The organism is Agathobacter sp. LCP21S3_B2 (assembly GCF_052118705.1).
Lineage (GTDB): Bacteria > Bacillota > Clostridia > Lachnospirales > Lachnospiraceae > Roseburia.
Genome location: NZ_JBQKGQ010000001.1, coordinates 274,874 through 293,930 on the forward strand (window position 1 = coordinate 274,874; position 19,057 = coordinate 293,930).

General features: G+C 39.1%; 11 protein-coding genes and 1 pseudogene. 9 read left to right on the plus strand and 3 right to left on the minus strand.

What is annotated here, in order from left to right; translation table 11 throughout:
- Positions 1-41 precede the first annotated feature (41 nt).
- From ACTQ1L_RS01320 to ACTQ1L_RS01355, 8 genes are all read left to right on the plus strand, one after another.
- Positions 42-1,433: an HlyD family efflux transporter periplasmic adaptor subunit gene (locus ACTQ1L_RS01320; RefSeq protein ID WP_441365163.1), complete on the plus strand. Its 1,392-nt coding sequence runs from the start codon at positions 42-44 to the stop codon at positions 1,431-1,433.
- A 42-nt stretch (positions 1,434-1,475) separates the two neighbouring features.
- Positions 1,476-2,174, plus strand: coding sequence for a YggS family pyridoxal phosphate-dependent enzyme (locus ACTQ1L_RS01325; RefSeq protein ID WP_321111829.1), 699 nt, complete (start codon positions 1,476-1,478; stop codon positions 2,172-2,174).
- A 68-nt stretch (positions 2,175-2,242) separates the two neighbouring features.
- Positions 2,243-2,761, plus strand: coding sequence for a cell division protein SepF (locus ACTQ1L_RS01330; protein WP_321111830.1), 519 nt, complete (start codon positions 2,243-2,245; stop codon positions 2,759-2,761).
- Between the two features lie 56 nt (positions 2,762-2,817).
- Entirely contained in the window at positions 2,818-3,411 is a 594-nt protein-coding gene (locus ACTQ1L_RS01335; RefSeq protein WP_441365164.1) for a signal peptidase II, read from the plus strand.
- Positions 3,412-3,686: 275 nt separating this feature from the next.
- The gene (locus tag ACTQ1L_RS01340; RefSeq protein ID WP_441365165.1) at positions 3,687-4,625 is read left to right on the plus strand and encodes an RluA family pseudouridine synthase; all 939 of its coding nucleotides are present in this window, start codon (positions 3,687-3,689) and stop codon (positions 4,623-4,625) included.
- Positions 4,626-4,681: 56 nt separating this feature from the next.
- The gene (locus ACTQ1L_RS01345; protein WP_441365166.1) at positions 4,682-5,317 is read left to right on the plus strand and encodes an AAA family ATPase; all 636 of its coding nucleotides are present in this window, start codon (positions 4,682-4,684) and stop codon (positions 5,315-5,317) included.
- A 350-nt stretch (positions 5,318-5,667) separates the two neighbouring features.
- Positions 5,668-5,892, plus strand: coding sequence for a hypothetical protein (locus tag ACTQ1L_RS01350; RefSeq protein ID WP_441365167.1), 225 nt, complete (start codon positions 5,668-5,670; stop codon positions 5,890-5,892).
- A 69-nt stretch (positions 5,893-5,961) separates the two neighbouring features.
- Positions 5,962-14,427 carry an InlB B-repeat-containing protein gene (locus tag ACTQ1L_RS01355; protein ID WP_441365168.1) on the plus strand — a complete coding sequence of 2,822 codons (8,466 nt, stop codon included), beginning with the start codon at positions 5,962-5,964 and terminating at the stop codon, positions 14,425-14,427.
- 1,141 nt (positions 14,428-15,568) lie between these two features.
- Here the strand turns inward: ACTQ1L_RS01355 and ACTQ1L_RS01360 are convergent.
- Both ACTQ1L_RS01360 and ACTQ1L_RS01365 read right to left on the minus strand, forming a co-directional pair.
- Positions 15,569-17,323 carry a 1-deoxy-D-xylulose-5-phosphate synthase gene (locus tag ACTQ1L_RS01360; RefSeq protein ID WP_441365169.1) on the minus strand — a complete coding sequence of 585 codons (1,755 nt, stop codon included), beginning with the start codon at positions 17,321-17,323 and terminating at the stop codon, positions 15,569-15,571.
- 16 nt (positions 17,324-17,339) lie between these two features.
- On the minus strand, positions 17,340-17,717 hold the full coding sequence (locus ACTQ1L_RS01365; protein WP_441365170.1) for a MerR family transcriptional regulator: 378 nt from the start codon (positions 17,715-17,717) through the stop codon (positions 17,340-17,342).
- Positions 17,718-17,873: 156 nt separating this feature from the next.
- Here ACTQ1L_RS01365 and ACTQ1L_RS01370 point away from each other — a divergent pair, with 156 nt between their 5' ends.
- The gene (locus tag ACTQ1L_RS01370; protein ID WP_441365171.1) at positions 17,874-18,896 is read left to right on the plus strand and encodes an alpha-hydroxy-acid oxidizing protein; all 1,023 of its coding nucleotides are present in this window, start codon (positions 17,874-17,876) and stop codon (positions 18,894-18,896) included.
- On the opposite strand, the pseudogene ACTQ1L_RS01375 reads toward ACTQ1L_RS01370, so the two are convergent.
- Positions 18,873-19,010, minus strand: a pseudogene (locus ACTQ1L_RS01375) (AEC family transporter); the annotation flags it as partial. The gene ACTQ1L_RS01370 and the pseudogene ACTQ1L_RS01375 overlap by 24 nt on opposite strands.
- Between the last annotated feature and the right edge of the window lie 47 nt (positions 19,011-19,057).

A 19,057-nucleotide genomic window follows, 5' to 3' on the forward strand; every position in this document is an offset into this window, starting at 1 on the left:
TGGGGTGTGTATTACACACCCCTTTTTTAAGGAGTAAATTCGTGTCCCGTAAGAAGAAAAATAATGTAGTAAAATATCATAAAGGATTTGAGCTCAATATAGGTTTTATTGTATTTTTCGTTATAATAATCTATGTAATATTTCATATATTTACATATTTTACTTCAAAGCCTATATCAGAATATGAGGTGCAACAGGGCACTATTGCGACCAACAATATATATAAGGGGCTTATAATCAGAAGCGAGAGCGTAGTTTATGCTGAGGAGAGCGGACAATTAAATTATTATGTTGCCAATGGTTCAAAGGTCAGCTCAAAAGATGTGGTTTACTCTGTGGACACAGATGGTTCTGTTTCTTCAAAAATTACCGGCGAGCAAAATGACTCTTCAGCTATAACAGATAAGGCTGCAGATACTATTATTTCTGACATTAACAGCTTTTCGTCGGGGTATGACAAAAAGAGCTTTTCGAAGGTATATACATTTAAAAGCAGTCTGGCATCTACACTTACACAGGAGCTCAGCCAGAATGCACTGACCAATCTTAGTGATATGATAACAAACGCTGAGGCAAACAATACATTTTACACCTACAATCCTGCATCACCCGGTGTGGTGAGCTATGGAATTGACGGATACGAGGATGTTACAACAGATAATTTTACATTGGACCAGTTCAATAATTCCAATTATAACAATAATGATCTGTCGGAGAACAGCACAATTAATCAGCTTGATCCGGTATATAAGCTGGTTACAAGTGAAAACTGGAATATTTTGGTTAATGTGTCCGATGATATGGCTAAGATGCTAAATGATAAATCAGTCATCCGAATACGCTTCTGTGAGGATGATTTTGTTACAACCGTATCATTTGATATTTTGAAAAAGGACAATGAATACTTTTTAAAGCTGAATCTCAAAAATTCATTAATCAGATACATTAATGAACGTTTTACAAATATTGAATTGGTGCTCAACTCAAATACAGGCCTCAAAATCCCTAATTCTGCTATTACACAGAAGGAGTTTTTTACAATTCCAAAAAGCCTGTTTACTGAAAGTGGAAGTTCATCAGATTTGTCTTTAATGGTTAAGGACAAATCATCAAATTCCGTTACCATAGTAAAGCCGACAATCTTCAGTGAAAATGATGATTTTTACTTTGTCGATGATGATGATTTAAAGGAGGGCGATATAATACAACAGCCGGATTCATCGTCAACCTATACGGTTGGTACAGATAAGGATAAGCTGACCGGTGTATACAACATTAACAAAGGCTATGCTGTTTTTAAGCAGATTAAGAAGCTGTCAGAAAATGATAATTACACAATAGTGGAATCCCAAACCTCGTTTGGTATTTCATTATATGACCATATAGCACTCGACGGCAGTGCAGTAAAGGAGAATCAGACTATCAGAAAATAAAAATTTCAAGTATTATATTCATATACAGAAGGGATGATTTACATGTTAAAGGAAAATTTAGAACAAGTACAAAAAAATATTAACGAAGCGTGTGAAAGAGCCGGCAGAAATACAGATGAAGTAACTCTTATTGCAGTCAGCAAAACAAAGCCTGTTGAAATGCTTCAGGAAATATATGATTGCGGAATACGCGAATTTGGTGAAAATAAAGTACAGGAAATGTGCAATAAGATGGAGACTATGCCATCAGATATCAGATGGAATATGATAGGTCATCTTCAGACAAACAAGGTTAAGTATATTGTTGGCAAAACATCGCTGATTCATTCCGTTGATTCATTACATTTGGCAAAAGAAATACAAAAACAGGCCGTAAAAAATAACGTTATATGTGACATACTTGTTGAGGTCAATATTGCCGGTGAGGAGAGCAAATTCGGCACATCAAAAGCCGATGCTATTGCTTTAGTTGAAGAAATTGCAAAGCTTGACCATATCAGGGTGAAAGGACTTATGACTATAGCACCATTTGTTGAAAATCCTGAAGATAATCGCCAATACTTTAGAGGGATTAAACAATTATCTGTTGACATAGCAGGTAAAAACATAGATAATGTCAGTATGAATATTTTGTCAATGGGCATGACAGGTGATTATACAGTTGCAATAGAGGAGGGTGCCACGATGGTACGTGTCGGAACAGGAATTTTTGGAGCACGTGATTATGGTATTGCATCATAATTATTCTGTAGGAATATCTGACAGATTTTTCATGAAACAAAATAATAAGAAAAGGAATATATTTAACAATGGGTTTAATGGATAAAATTTTAGATAAAATGAGTCTGAATTCTGAGGATGACGAAGAATTTGATAACGAGGATTATATGGATGATTACGAAGAAGAGGAAGAGCTTCCAAGAAATCCTTTCAGAAGAAAGGAAAGGGTAAAAGAGGTTGAACCGCCGGCTCCAAAAGAAAAACCGGCAAAAAATTCATCAAAAATCACACCAATCTCAAAATCATCCAGAAAGCAGGTATCATCAGACATGGAAGTATGCGTAATAAAACCAAGTTCAATTGAAGACGAAATAGAAATTACAGACACTTTATTAAACGGACGCACTGTAATTATCAATATGGAAGGACTTAATGTAGATACAGCACAGCGTATCATAGATTTTACATCAGGCTCTGCATATGCACTTCATGGCAATTTACAGAAGGTTTCCAATTTTATATTTATTGCCACACCTCACGGCGTAGATATATCGGGAGACATCCAAAATCTTATGGATTCCTTTGATATTCCGGGAGCATCTTATTAATACCGGTCAATATTAAATAGTCGGTATTAAATATCAAATAACGGAGTATATATGTGATGAAAAAAACAAAGAGCAGAAAACAGCTTTGCAGTGCTGCAATTATGGTATTTTTACTTGTTGCACTTGACCAGCTTACAAAATATCTTGCAGTTTTAAAGCTAAAGATGTCCGGCAAAGGTGTTTTTGAACTTATACCCGGCGTTTTTGAACTTAGATATCTGGAAAATCAAAGTGCTGCATTTGGTATGGATTTGCTTTCAATTATTCAGAGGATATTTCATTTCTCATACTGGGATAACAATCCAATGGCATTTCTGCGTGCCAAAATGATATTTTTCTCTGTAATAACGATAGCCGTAGTAATTCTGCTTTGCCTGTGGTATTGTAAAATACCTCACTCGAAGAGATTTGGATTATTAAACGTGGTTGTGATTCTTTTTATCGCAGGCGCTATAGGCAATCTTTTAGACAGAATTATTAATAATTATGTTGTCGATTTCTTTTATTTTTGCCTGATTAATTTTCCAATATTTAATGTGGCAGACATTTATGTTACTGTAGCGGCATTTATGTTTATCATACTCGGGCTGTTTTACTACAAGGAGGATGATTTCTCTGTAATCTTTCCTGATAGAAAGCATGAAAATTAGTGCGGTATGCGCTTTTTAAAGTGTGCAATGTAGTTTTAAATAGTTACTGTAACTATTCAGACCCCCCACACACATTCGCAAAAACGCACGATACTCGTGCTTTCTCGTTGCTACGCAACTAATTTTGCTCATATATGTGGGGGTGGCTCTATTCGAGCCACCTTGAGAACAAGAAAATCTGCTGCTTACATGCAAGCATGACACATCAGCTTTTTTGTTCTCAGTGATTCTGAATAGTTACTAGTTACTAAAATAAAAAAAGAGAAAGCTTCACTATGAATAGAGATACATTTGAAGTCCAGAGTGAACAGGAGGGAGAACGACTGGATAAATACCTAAGCAGCATTTATCCGGATATTTCTCGCTCCTTTTTTCAACGGATACTAAAAGAAAATCAAATATTGGTCAATGATAAGCCCCAAAAGGCAAATTACAGGCTAAAGACTGATGACATAGTAGATGTCACAATTCCTGATGCCGTACAGACACCTATCCTGCCACAGGACATTCCTCTTGACATACTCTACGAGGATGATGACGTACTGGTAGTCAACAAGCCAAAGGGCATGGTTGTACACCCCTCAGCAGGGCATTACAGCGATACTCTTGTAAATGCCATAATGTACCACTGCAAGGACTCTTTAAGTGGCATAAACGGCGAAATACGGCCCGGTATAGTGCATCGCATAGACATGGACACCACCGGCTCCCTTATTGTCTGCAAGAACGATGAAAGCCATATAAAGATATCCGAACAGATAAAGGACCATAGCTGCAACCGTATATATGTAGGCATTGTCTGTGGCAATGTAAAGGATGATGAGGGCACAATAGAGGGCGCCATAGGCAGGAATCCCAATGATCGCAAGAAAATGGCCATCAATGAGAAGAATGGCAAGCCGGCTGTTACGCATTATAAGGTGATTGAACGCTTTGGTGACTACACCTATATGCAGTTTAAGCTTGAGACTGGCAGGACACACCAGATACGCGTGCATATGGCAAGCATTAACCATCCGTTGCTTGGAGATATGCTGTATTCCAGCTATTCCCCGACAAAAAACCGCTTCAAAGGCCTGGAAGGACAGTGTCTGCATGCTAAAACTATAGGGTTTGTTCATCCAAAAACCGGCGAATACATGGAATTTGATGCACCTTTACCAAAATACTTTGCCAATTTGCTTGAAGTGTTATATAATATGAATAACAACTAAATTGAATTATCACATAGTGATATAGTTTTTATTATTTATATAAGGGGGTCTGAATTATGGGATCAAACGAAATTTACACAATAGGAAGAGAATTTGGAAGCCTCGGAAAACAGGTCGGACAAGATTTAGCTAAAAGACTTGGAATTAAATTTTATGATAGAGAGCTCTTACAGCAGGCAGCTAAGGAATCAGGACTTTGCGAGGAAATATTTGAGTCACACGACGAAAAGCCTACAAACAGCTTTTTGTATTCACTTGTCATGGACACATACACCGGTGGCTCTTATTCCACAGCACCGTTTCTTGATATGCCTTTGAACCACAAGGTATTTTTAGCACAGTTTGATGCTATCAAAAAGATTGCGGCAAATGAACCCTGTGTTATCGTAGGCCGCTGTGCAGATTATGCTTTAGCAGACGAGCCACATTGTCTCAATATCTTCATACGTTCCAACATGGACGACAGAATTAAAAGAATCAGTGAAAGACTCAATGTCCCGGAGAACAAGGCTAAGGACATAATTAAGAAAAAAGATAAAGAGCGTTCAAGCTATTACAATTACTACACCAGTAAAAAATGGGGAGACGCAAGAAGCTATGATTTGTGTCTGAACACAAGCCAGATATCAGTTGAGGACTCAATTGAGCTTATACTTAAATACAGGGAATGCATGAGAAGTCACAATAAATAATCACATAATAATTGTATTGTTGTATAGAAAGCTATGGATTTAAAGCCATCGGAACTGATGCAAATAGATGTTCCGGTGGCTTATATTAATTATAGCATATAATTGGGAACGCTAGCTACTTGTTTTTAGACTGTATGCTAAATGGTTATGTGTAACGCTTTTGTAACGCTTTATTTGTTATACTATATAAAATTGTAGGTTTTAATTATTAGTATATTTATCTCAGTAGGGAAGACTCCGGCGGATTGCAGGAATGAGCAGAAGAAGATATCAGCAAAGCTGACACGTATTTTGCAGCAAGAACGTTGGAGCGTTCTTGAAAAATTTTACGAAATACGAGGAAAAGTGCTATGAAGAGAAAAATAAGAATCAAAATAAGACAGTTAGTTTGTTTCGTTCTTTGTGTTAGTATTTTTTGGGGAAATTTATCCATTCCAAAATATGAGGTTAATGCAGAAGAATCAATAAATACTTTGAGTATTAATAATGCCATTACCAATGGAAGTTTTGAAACCCCGGTATTAAACAGTTCAGATAATTATAGTATGTACGATATGTCACAGGTACCAGGCTAGAGTACAACGGCAACGGACCAGAAAATAGAATGCTATAAGGAGAATAATATTTACCTAAAAAACAAGTCAGTGTTAAAGCCTGATGAAGGAAATCAAGGTGCTGAGTTAAATGCAAATGAGGAAAGTACGCTATATCAGAATTTAAATACGCAGGAAGAGTCAATTTATGAGTGGGGGCTGTCACACAGAGGAAGGGATGGCCTTGATACAATGGCTCTTATTATAGGACCGGAACAGCAGTACAATGCATCAAAACCCTCTAAGACTGGTAGGGATCAGTTCATGCAGATGGTAGACTGGTTAAAGGCAAATTCTTCGTCATTAGGCGATGGTTATAAGGCAAATATGGAGGGGGTTGGTCAGAAAATTACGGTATATTCCAGACCTTTTGACCAAAGTGGAACCTTTCAGGGAGGAACATCAGATAATTTTAGTCTAAGACAAAGTGATATCTATTCACAGGAGTGGAATGTATGGATTATCGCATCGGATCCTGATTCCTGGCATAAATGTGGTTATAATTATTACAGCCACAACAATAATGAGTCAAAGACCTTTGGAAACAATGTGCTGGATTATATATACAGTGTACCGAAAAACCAGACACGGACAACAGTTGCATTTGTATCAGTAAGTCAGGCGGGAACATCTGCTTCAATTGGAAATCTGTTAGATAATATTCAGCTCAGGCTTTTTCAGCCGGTTACAGCAAGAGCTACAGTTGGTGGAACGGCTAAAGTAATTATTCCGCATGATAATTTGGAAACGACAGGAAAAACAGAATATCAGGTAAAACAGCAGACCCCTGTATCGACTAAATCAGTGAATAATATATATATTAAATTGGAAGCCACACCAGATGAAGGTTATAAATTTTCTGGAGCATACATTAATAATGTATTTTATGAAAAGGATCTATTCCCTTATAATCACTGTGTTACCGGAGCTACTGCAATACGATTTGTTTTTACGAAAAAATCTATGGTGGTCTATGAGACCAATGGCGGAAGCTGGATAGGAGATGAGAATGAGAATGATGCATCTTTTGACACTGGTGACCCCAACCGATTTGAGCAAATATCAGGGGAATATAAATATTCAAGGGACGAAATGCTGCCGACTTATGCTAATGCAGATTTTGAAGGATGGTGGCTCGTATCTTATACAGAGGAAAAAGTATTGATTCCCAAAAAACACATAATTAAATATACGAATCCGGTGGAGGGAAATACGGAAGGAAAGTTCACGGTTGAATACAATGATTCAGAGGGAAACACAAAGTCCATTGAAGTAAAGGATACGGCAGGACTTAAATTTATTGCACAGTGGAAATACAGACAAAATATTATTCCGGAATACAAAAGGCTGAATCGGGAAAGTTATGTGCAGGGTACAGAAGGTGGAATTGTAGAGTTTATTACACCAGAGCAGAATAGTACAGCAATATTGCAAATTGGTGGAAAAAACGGGGCATATTATTACAAGGCACAGAATAATGAAACCATAAGTGTGAATGCAAAACCTGCCGAGGGTTACTATTTTGCAGGCTGGTATGAAGGAAATCAGATATACAGTACATCACAGAAGATTTCTTATTCTGTGGGCATATCGGGAAAAGAACTTACAGCGCGTTTTGAGGAAAGTCCGTACTATCAGATTATCCATTATAAGTTGAATTCATCGGGGGGAGTTGTCTCGCAAGAAGGGCCGGTGTTGATACCAGGAGGAGTAGGAGATTCGGTTGCAGCGGTTGCTAATACTTATGAGGGATATACTTATAAAAATGGATATGATAATAATGGTAATAAAGAAGTTCGGAGTGGAATTCTGACAAAGGATTGTTCAAAGAGAAATCCATTGCAGTTGATGCTTTATTATACGGTCAATCAGGACAGTCTGAAATACGATGCAAATTTTGCAGGTGCCAGTCAGTCAATGACTCCATCTGGCGGATATACTTTTGAAAAGGTAAAAGTTTCAGGTAATTCTTTTTCCAGAGATGGATATGATTTTACAGGATGGAACACTGCAAAGAACGGACGGGGAACCAGCTATTCGCCAGGCAGCGATTACCAGCTTACTATAAAAGAGGATGTGCTCTATGCACAGTGGACTGCGAAGAAATGCAAATTGATCTTTAATGGAAATCTGACAGATGCAACTACCACCATCAAGGATTCTAATGGAAATCAGATGTCGGAGAAAAATGTTACATATGACACAAGATATGGTACACTGCCAACTGCGGAAAGTGATAAAGGATATACATTTGCAGGATGGTATACCTTGCCTGTAGGAGGAGACAAAGTAAATTCCGAGACAAAGTATACCTCACTGGAAGAGTCGGTGACATTATATGCGCACTGGACCAGGACGATTAAAATTGGAGATCACATCAAAGTAATTCATTCTTATATTCCTGAGGGGCAGAATGTTTATCAGACACCGGAAAGCAGGCCGGAAAGTGTTACCGTACACTTGTACCGTAAGTTAAAGGGGAAGGCTGATAGCGAATATATCTGTTTTAGTGAAAAAAAAGTTAATATTCAGGATATAAAAAAAGCTAAAGATGAGCAAGGCAGGGATATTGACATATCGGAGGCTGACTATGAATTTGTTGTTACAGACTCATCCAGTGACTATGAGTACCGTGTAGGAACGCGACTTGACAATTATGATCTGGTCAAGCCGAAAGGAACAGGATCAGACTATCCATATAAAGGAATCACAGAGTCGAAAAATGAGATTGATTTTGAATTGCAATTTAATCCGAACAATTTTCCAGCAGATTGGAAGGTGGAATATGTAACATCCGGCGAAGCTGCAGTACCAGAGGACAAGCGGATTATTGATGCAGCTAACGTCAAGATTTTATATGGACTTACCAGAACGGATGAATATAAGGATATTGTACAACACAACACCATGGCAGTAGCTACTGATATGGTAAGAAAGACATCTGGTACAGCAAGTTTCCCAGTCTGGAAATATCAGTCTGATGAAGAAAAAAGCACCTACTATTATAAGGCCAGGGTTTCATCCTATACAATTGGAGGGAAAGAGGTAAAAACAGAAGATTCTCTTTACAAGGCGGTGTTTGATGAGAATACAATCATGTATTATGATAAAACAAATGAACGTCCAAGTAATACCATGGTAATAAAAATTTATTATCGCGGTGTCAATGTATCTTTTGATTTGAATAATGAAAATGCAGATGCATCCACTTGCCCGCAATCATATGATATGGTTCCAGACAGAACCATAATGAAACCAGCGGATCCTACTGCCCGGCACTATAGCTTTGCAGGATGGTACAAGGATAAGGAATGTACCAAGAACTGGAATTTCGAAACAGACAAAGTAACCGCGGATACAATTTTATATGCCAAGTGGAATAAGAAAGAATATACAGATACAGTACTCGTTCAGACAAAATCCAGTGCTTCTGCAAGTTACCAGCAGAATAATGCTGGTGGATATGTTGAAGTGACGCTGCCAGCCATAGCTGAGGATAGAAAACAAATTATGTCATCTGGCTACAGCTATACTTGTGAAGCACAAAGCAGTATAACTTTGTCTGTGACAGTCAATCCGGGCTATACCTTTGAAGGTTGGTATGAAACCTCTGGTGAGGGTATTGAAAAAGTATCAGAAGAAGCAAGTTACACATATTCCATGACTGGCAATCATACTGTATATGCCCGTTTTAAGCCAAACACAGATACCGTGTATTTGATTCGGCATTACAAATTAAGTCCCGATGGAAGCACGGAAATATGTTACAAGGAAACGAGGCATACTGGTACAACAGGAACAAGAACCAAAGATGCAACCCGTATTGAGGTACCTGGTTACAATTATGTTTCAGGCTATAATAAAAATGGAAAAACAGAAGTATTAAATGGGATTATAGATGGTGGAGGACAGCTTGTTTTAAAGCTTTACTATGAACCAAATCAGGACGAACTGTTTTATCAGGCAAATGCAAGTGATGTTATTGGAATTACAGCCAATACAAAGGGTGTGACAGATCAAAAGGTTGTAGTCAGCGAAAGTGCATTTATTAGAAATGGCTATAGCTTTACCGGCTGGAACACGAAGAGTGATGGAAGTGGAACCGGCTACAGACCAGGGGATTATTATCCGCTTGCAGAGGGCATGGACATATTGTATGCTCAGTGGTCAGCTAAAAAATACAAGCTGAATTTCGATGATAATTTACAGGGCAAAAATGTGCTCATTGAGAATGAAAGTTCTGAGCCAATCAAACGTAAAGATATTATCTATATGAGTGCTTATGGAAATATGCCTGTGGCAAAGGTGCAGGGAGATGACAATTACAGATTTACCGGATGGTTTACACAGCAAGTCGGTGGCACGAAGGTGACAGCGGAGACATTGCATAAACAGATGAATGACGTAACTGTGTATGCCCATTGGGAATATGATCTTACCTTAAGTGGAACAATTAAAGTGGATCACAAGACACAGAATGATGATACGAGGGCAAAGAATGTTACGGTAGAAGTGTATAGAAGTCCTTCCCAAAAGGATGAGTATGTACACGTAGAGTCCTTGGATAAGAAAGTGGATTTTCCGGAACCGTCAGGGAATAGTACATCTTCGAACTATGAAATTAACCTTAAGGGAAGCTCTGATTATAAGTATATGGTGATATGTTATATTCCAAATTACAAAATGACTTCACCGACAGAAGATGATGTAAAGAACAAGTATCGTAATCTGGATAAAAACACAGATAAGCTTGACTTTACGTTTGAGTATGATCCAAATGAGTTCCACGTGAAGTGGAATGTTACCTACAAGGATAAACCATCACAGAATAAGGCTGAAGAATTAGGAATTACCAGTGCAAATATTAAGATTTTGTACAATTCAGATGATTCAATCACAAAACCAGGAACGGGACTTGATGATGGTAAATTTAAGGAGATTATTCAAAACAGATATTCTCCAATTAAAACAAAGGTTTCTGGAATTAGCGACCCGGTTCCTGCAGAAAACAGTTTTACAGTATGGAATAATTGGCCGAATACTAATCCATATTTTTATCGCTTCAAGGTTGAATCTCTTATGTCTGGGGACAAGACGATTATGATGAATGAGAATTCGCTGTGGAAGAGTGAATTTGTAAATGGAACCACAACCTACTATGACGGTACAAAAAGGTGTACAACAGGTGGAAATGACAAAGATCCGATGACGATAGAGCTTTCTTATATTGGCATTCCTGTGAAATTCTATTGGAATCTTCCGGATAACCGCAAAGTAGGTAGTGAAAACATATATTCCGTTTATGATTCGCTTAAGGGCAAAGCGGTGATATGTCCTGAAGATCCAACAGATGACTATTATACATTTGATGGATGGTATAAGGATAAAAACTGCATATATAAATGGAATTTTGAAACTGATCAAACTAATCAAACTGATCAAACTGATGAGAATTGTGTTAGCCTATATGCAAAGTGGATTCCAAAAAAATTTCTTCAGATAGCAGTAGCACAGGTAAAGACAACTGATTCGAATCAGGCGGTTACTGACCAGTATCAGGACAGCATACGTGGAGGTACAGTGTCAGTTTCTGTGTCAGACAATTATGTTCCCGCTGACTGCATTTTCGATTATTCAACAGGCAAGATGGTCAAATGGAATTACAACGGAACCGGGAAAGTAACCTTTAAGGCAAATGCAAATCAGGGATATCATTTTGCAGGATGGTATAAGTGTGTCGATGATCGGGGAAGTGTGGCGTTGGTTTCAGCTACTGACATTAGTATTACCGTACCCAACAATGAAAACTGTAAGTTCATTGCAAGATTTGAACCGAATAAAGATACCAGTTATGCGGTATGGCATATTAAGGTTCAGGGTGGGGTGGCAGATGATGAACATGCTGAAAAAGAATATCTTTCAGGTGTGACTGGACAAAAAGCTTCGTTCACTCCTAAAAATTCGGAGGGTGATTTTGCTGGATATACATATCAGCCCGATTATGTGGCACAGAGCAGTGGCGCAGATACAATACTTGCAGATGGTTCACTGATTATTAAGCTGTACTATGTTGCAGATACATATATGCTTGTATATGATAAAAATGCAGAGGATGCTAAAGGAAGTATGGAAGATGTGTCTACAGAGGCAGGAGCTACCTTGCAAACAGATGCAAACAAGTTTGAAAGACCAGGTTATGTGTTTACTGGCTGGAATACGTCAGCAGATGGTACAGGTATCAGTTATTCTGAAAATGCGAATTACGCAGTTGTAGTAAACCCGGAAAAAAAGAATGTCCTGTATGCACAGTGGAGACCTGATGATGATACAATGTACAGAGTCGAACATTATCTGATAACCACAGATAATACAGCTGCAATTTTAATGGACACGGATATCCTGAATGGTACAACAGGAGATAGGGTTGATGTAAGCAAGAAGGCAAAAGTGTATTCAGGATATGAATTTTCGCCTTCTTACGATAATGAAGGTATGAAAACGATTACGTCCGGAGTGGTTGCAGGTGATGGCAGTCTTGTGTTGAAACTGTATTATCAAAGAAAGTACACAATATCCTATAAGCTTGAAGAAGGTGCTCTGGAGGAAGGAAAGAGCAATCCAACGGAATATTATGTGAATAGTGAAAATATCGTATTGAATAATCCGGTTCGTGAAGGTTATACCTTTGCCGGATGGACAGGAACTGGGCTGAATGGCGCAGTAGAATCAGTGACGATTCCGAAAGGTAGTGTTGGTAACAGAGTATATGTTGCTACATGGAAGCCAGAAACTTCGGAGGGGCCAGAACCCCCGGAGAAGCCAGAACCCCCAGAGAAGCCAGAACCCCCGGAGAAGCCAGAACCCCCAGAGAAGCCAGAACCCCCAGAGAAGCCGAAAGAACCATACACTCTTGTATATGATAAAAATGCAGAGGATGCTAAAGAAAGTATGGAAGATGTGTCTACAGAGGCAGGAGCTACCTTGAAAACAGCTGAAAATAAGTTTGAAAGACTGGGATATTCGTTTGCTGGCTGGAATACGTCAGCAGATGGTACAGGTATTAGTTATTCTGAAAATGCGAATTACACAGTTGTAGTAAACCCAGAAAAAAAGAATGTCCTGTATGCACAGTGGAGACCAAATGAAGATACAATGTACAAAGTCGAACATTATCTGATAACCACAGATAATACAGCTGCAATTTTAAGGGACACGGATATCCTGCATGGTACAACAGGAGATAGTGTTGATGTAAGCACTAGGGCAAAAGTGTATTCAGGATATGAATTTTCGCCTTCTTACGATAATGAAGGTATGAAAACGATTACGTCCGGAGTGGTTGCAGGTGATGGCAGTCTGGTACTTAAGCTGTATTATCAAAGAAAGTACACAATATCCTATAAGCTTGAAGAAGGTGCTCTGGAGGAAGGAAAGAGCAATCCAACGGAATATTATGTGAATAGTGAAAATATCGTATTGAATAATCCGGTTCGTGAAGGTTATACCTTTGCCGGATGGACAGGAACTGGGCTGAATGGCGCAGTAGAATTAGTGACGATTCCGAAAGGTAGTGTTGGTAACAGAGTATATGTTGCTACATGGAAGCCAGAAACTTCGGAGGGGCCAGAACCCCCGGAGAAGCCAGAACCCCCGGAGAAGCCGAAAGAACCATACACTCTTGTATATGATAAAAATGCAGAGGATGCTAAAGGAAGTATGGAAGATGTGTCTACAGAGGCAGGAGCTACCTTGAAAACAGGTGAAAATAAGTTTGAAAGACTGGGATATTCGTTTACTGGCTGGAATACGTCAGCAGATGGTACAGGTATTAGTTATTCTGAAAATGCGAATTACACAGTTGTAGTAAACCAGGAAAAAAAGAATGTCCTGTATGCACAGTGGAGACCAAATGATAATACAAAGTACATAGTCGAACATTATCTGATAACCACAGATAATAAAGCTGCAATTCTAAAGGACGTGGATATCCTGAATGGTACAACAGGAGATAGGGTTGATGTAAGCAATAGGGCAAAAGTGTATTCAGGATATGAATTTTCGCCTTCTTACGATAATGAAGGTATGAAAACGATTACGTCCGGAGTGGTTGCAGGTGATGGCAGTCTGGTACTTAAGCTGTATTATCAAAGAAAAGAGGAATTAGAGGAACCAGAGACCCCGGAGAAACCGGAAATGCCAGAGACCCCAGAGACTCCGGAAACGCCAGAGGAACCAGAGACCCCGGAGGAACCGGAAACGCCAGAGACCCCAAATGAGCTGGCATCGCAGAAGAAGCCAATCACACAAACGAATCTGGCGATAGAGAATCCAACTGTACAGAAGGATACCGATAAATCAAATTCAGTCGATATGAAAGTTACATCGCCAAAGACTGGAGATTGTAGTTACTATGAACTCTTGTTATTGCTTTTTGCAGGTCTTACTATATTATGTCTAATGACTATGGTAAAATTAGCTCAACACTTTGGGAAAAGGATTAAAACGGATTTTTCCTAAGAGCAATATTATTGGCTTACAAAGACCATTACCAGATAAACGGGTAATGGTCTTTGTTGGTTTAATGGTATTCATTTACCGGATTTTGTAGTTACTGTCTCTGTGTTAGAATTAGTAAATCCCGGTAAACAGGATGGAATCATCAAAAATGTTTCAGAAAAGTCAAACTTTAATTGTCCATTGGCTTCAGATAGTATATAATTCAATTGAGGACCTCCTTGATTGGGTTGTTACATCCGCCAAGATGCAATTCAATCATAACGGAAGGTCCTTTTCTATGCAACTAAAAATGATACACTACGATTGTTCTTGAGTTCTTCGCCGTCGGTGATTAACCCACAGCATTTATTTTTTGACCTGTCAAGGATGGCGATAACCTAAAACATTTGGGGCTAAACCCATAAGAAAAATGATTGACCCTTTTTTATATATGTATAAATAAATTATAGGTATTATAAAGTAATAATAAGTAGACACATGCATCTGTATATAGTACTTTGGTACTTCATATAGAGTCATTTATTCGTTAAACTTAGATTTAGCGAATAAATGTGTACCGCTAAAAATTAGTACCGCTCCGCTTGCAGTACATTAGTATGCTTCAACATATGTCTGAAGTAGTCCTTTAATGCACTGCTTCCTTTGTCAATGTCTGTTAATGACTGGAATTTTCTACATCTGTTATTTTTCAGATATTTTATATTATTAAACACAAAAAGACGGTTGAAAAATTATCCGTCTTATATTATAATCGAGATAAAGAAAGAGTTGATCGGATATAAAACTTTCCGATTGCCTCAGTAGATAAAAATCTTAATTAAGAAATAGCACTACTTTGGTCGGTGGGTGCTATTTTCTTTTATTGTGTCCATCTATGTATGCCAGTGTAGTAAAGATTACAAGCAACAGAGTTAATACTTCCATTGTGTTCATGATTACCACGCCTCCTCTCCATCCGGACATAAACTGCATGTCCTTCTGTACTAGAGGCAACCGAAAAATCACACCCGACTCTTTCCCTATTCGATTATGAAGATATTATAACAGATTGTGAAGCTCATCTCAATTCCAAGCTTTGAAATTTTATAAAAAGACGGTTGATAAATCAATCGTCTTTTTATATCTAGAATTTATGATTTTATTATGAAATAGATAACACATCCTCCACAATCTGCTCTGCAGTCAGATGATTCTCCTTCAGTACAGCATACACATCATACCTGTCAAGAAATTCCTTCTTCAATCCATAATTCATCACTTTCATATTGCTTGCACCATAGAATCGTGCGATTTTTTCACCAAAGCCGCCATCTAAAATACCATCCTCTAAAGTAATAACAGTATCATGATTTTGCTTAAGCTTAGTCAAAAGCGCCTCATCCAATCCAGTGATGTAATACGGATTGATTACAGTTGCATTGATTCCGGCTTCTTCTTTAAGAAGCTTCGCAGCCTCCTTTGCCAGTTCAAAGAAAGTTCCCAGACCGATAATCGCAATCTTTTCTCCTGTATGAGCCACCTCATATCTGTTGAGTGTGCCAAAATCCTTTGTCACCCTTGAGCCATCTGAAATCATCGGTCCGCCCGGCAGCTTTATTGCAACCGGATAAGATGTCTGCTCCATACTCCAGTCGAGCATGGCCAGATACTCTTCCTTTGTTGACGGTGCCAAATATACCAGGTTTGGAATATTTGATAGCATCGGAATATCCTGAAAGCCTAAGTGTGTAACATCATTCATTCCATATACGGATCCCTGGTATATTACCATTGTAATCGGACTGTTATTGATGCAGACATCCTGTGATACCTGGTCAAAGGTTCTCTGTACAAACGAACTGTATACACCATAAAATGGTTTACCACCATTTACTGCGATACCTGATGCCAGTGCCACTGCAGTCTCCTCTGCAATACCTACATCGACAAACTGACTGCCAGCCTCTTTTCTCTTATCCTCTGTAAAGCCCATAACAGTCGGCGTACCGGAAGTAATTGCAACAACAGAAGAATCATTTTTCATCTTTTCAAGCAGATATTCACAGGTCACAGAAGAATAATCCTCTTCCACATTGTCAAATAGTGGCTTTCCTGTTTCTATATCGAATGGACCGCTGTAATGCCACTGCTCCTTACATTTTTCTGCTGGTGCATAGCCCTTGCCCTTAAGTGTGTTTATATGCACTACAACCGGTTTAGTGCTGTCCTTGACCTCTTTAAATGCCTTAATAAGAGCTGCAACATCGTTGCCCCTGTCCACATACACATAGTCAAGTCCCATAGCCTTAAACAGATTGCATTCTGCCTGACCGTCAGTCTTTCGAAGCAGAGCAAGATTCTGATAGAGACCTCCATGATTTTCAGCAATCGACATATCGTTGTCATTTACTATAATAATAAAATTGCTTTGAAGCTCAGCAGCAAAATCAAGTCCCTCAAGTGCTTCTCCTCCGCTTAATGAGCCGTCTCCGATGACAGCAATCACATTGCCGTTTTCACCCTTTAAGTCCCTTGCCTTTGCAAGACCTGCAGCCAGACTGACCGACGTTGATGTATGTCCGACTGTAAAAAAATCATGCTCGCTCTCGTTTGGATTTGTATAGCCTGACACATCATCATAGTGCTGTTCAGACAAATACGCTTCCTTACGCCCCGTAAGCATCTTATGAGGATAACTCTGGTGCGATACATCATAAACAATTTTATCCTTAGGTGATTCAAATACATAATGTAAAGCGATTGTCGCCTCTACCATTCCAAAATTCGGTCCAAAATGTCCGCCATGCTTACTTGCTCTTACCAAAAGGGCATCTCTTATCTCCTGCGCCAGCACCGGCAGTTCATCTATCTTAATTTTCTTTACATCTTCTGGTCCGTTAATTTTCTCAAGATACATATTATATTTTGTCCTCCTATTTGTCCCAGGTCAATTCACCTGTCTTTATCGCATTCTCGTATTTAGAAATTTTATACTGTAAGCGTTCCATCGTGTTTTCAATCTGTTTTTTCTGCTCATCAAGCTGCTCGTATTGCTCCTTGAGAAGCTGACACCTTGCTTCAAATGTGGCATCTCCCATCTGAAAAAGCCTGATATATTCTATAAGCGCCTCAATCGGAACTCCGGCATTGCGCATACATATAGTGTGCTCCACCCAGCTGATATCTGATTCGATATAATCGCGTATACCTCCTGCAGTCCGTGCAATCTGTGGAATCAGGCCTATGCGTTCATAATATCTGAGTGTATCAGTAGACACACCAAAACGCTCACTCACTTCCTTGATAGTCACTCACATCGCCTCCTTTTTGATTGTTACAATGAAACTATATCACTTGGAGTCCACTCCAAGTCAAGAGCTTTTCATCTGTTTTGTATACATTAAAAAATTATTGTGCTATAATCTCATTGATAAAATTTAAAAAGATTTCACACTCGGAGGAAAAATATGAACTATAAAGAATGCATTGAAAATGCCAGACCACGTCTGGGTAAATATTGCAAAGCTTGTCCTGAATGCAACGGACGCGCATGCAAAAACCAGATGCCGGGTCCGGGCTCAAAGGGTATCGGTGACACAGCCATACGCAACTATGACAAATGGAAACAAATCCGTGTAAACATGGATACTATTGCCGAAAATAAGCCTGTAGACACCTCTCTCACACTCTTTGGCCGTACTTTCAAATATCCAATATTTGCAGGCCCTGTCGGTGCAGTACAGCTTCACTACGGAGACTGTCTGGATGATGTGGCATACAACGATATCCTCGTGTCTGCCTGTGCAAAGAACGGTATCGCAGCTTTCACCGGCGATGGAACTGACCCAAACGTCATGGCAGCAGCCACCAAGGCTATCAAAAATGCAGATGGTGCAGGAATACCTACCGTAAAGCCATGGAACATTGAGACCATACGTGATAAAATGGAGCTGGTACATGAATCAGGCGCATTTGCAGTAGCTATGGATATCGATGCAGCCGGACTTCCATTCCTAAAAAATCTTGATCCGCCAGCCGGAAGCAAGACAGTTTCAGAGCTTTGCAATATCATACAGATGGCCGGAACCCCATTTATTGTAAAGGGAATTATGACCGTAAAGGGTGCGCTTAAAGCAAAAGAGGCAGGCGCAAGCGCTATTATTGTATCAAATCACGGTGGACGTGTGCTGGATCAGTGTCCTGCCACTGCTGAGGTGCTTGAAAGCATCGTAAAGGCCCTTGAAGGCTCAGGCATTAAGGTTCTTGTAGATGGTGGCATCAGAAGCGGCACAGACATCTTTAAAGCCCTTGCACTGGGTGCAGACGGAGTTCTTATCGCAAGACCGTTTGTAACGGCTGTATACGGCGGTAAGGCCGATGGTGTACGTGCATACATAGACAAAATCGGTACAGAGCTTGAAGACACCATGAAGATGTGTGGTGTATCTTCGCTTGATGAAATCACAAGGGACTGTGTGATGACCTTCTAGTTTAAAAACTACATTTATTGCGCTGGCATACCTTGAATCATTGCCATACACCTGACACATCTGTGTAACAGTCGATGCCGAAGGCGTAATAACCGCCAAGAAAACAATAAGCATACCAGCTTTAAATATTTATGTCTTAAAAGTCATGGCAATGCAAGTAT

Coding starts and splice junctions, on each gene's coding strand:
- ACTQ1L_RS01360 (WP_441365169.1), bottom strand. CDS start 17,323: ATGTATCTTGAGAAAATTAACGGACCAGAAGATGTAAAGAAAATTAAG.
- ACTQ1L_RS01350 (WP_441365167.1), top strand. CDS start 5,668: ATGAAGAGAAAAATAAGAATCAAAATAAGACAGTTAGTTTGTTTCGTT.
- ACTQ1L_RS01370 (WP_441365171.1), top strand. CDS start 17,874: ATGAACTATAAAGAATGCATTGAAAATGCCAGACCACGTCTGGGTAAA.
- ACTQ1L_RS01340 (WP_441365165.1), top strand. CDS start 3,687: ATGAATAGAGATACATTTGAAGTCCAGAGTGAACAGGAGGGAGAACGA.
- ACTQ1L_RS01325 (WP_321111829.1), top strand. CDS start 1,476: ATGTTAAAGGAAAATTTAGAACAAGTACAAAAAAATATTAACGAAGCG.
- ACTQ1L_RS01335 (WP_441365164.1), top strand. CDS start 2,818: ATGAAAAAAACAAAGAGCAGAAAACAGCTTTGCAGTGCTGCAATTATG.
- ACTQ1L_RS01345 (WP_441365166.1), top strand. CDS start 4,682: ATGGGATCAAACGAAATTTACACAATAGGAAGAGAATTTGGAAGCCTC.
- ACTQ1L_RS01330 (WP_321111830.1), top strand. CDS start 2,243: ATGGGTTTAATGGATAAAATTTTAGATAAAATGAGTCTGAATTCTGAG.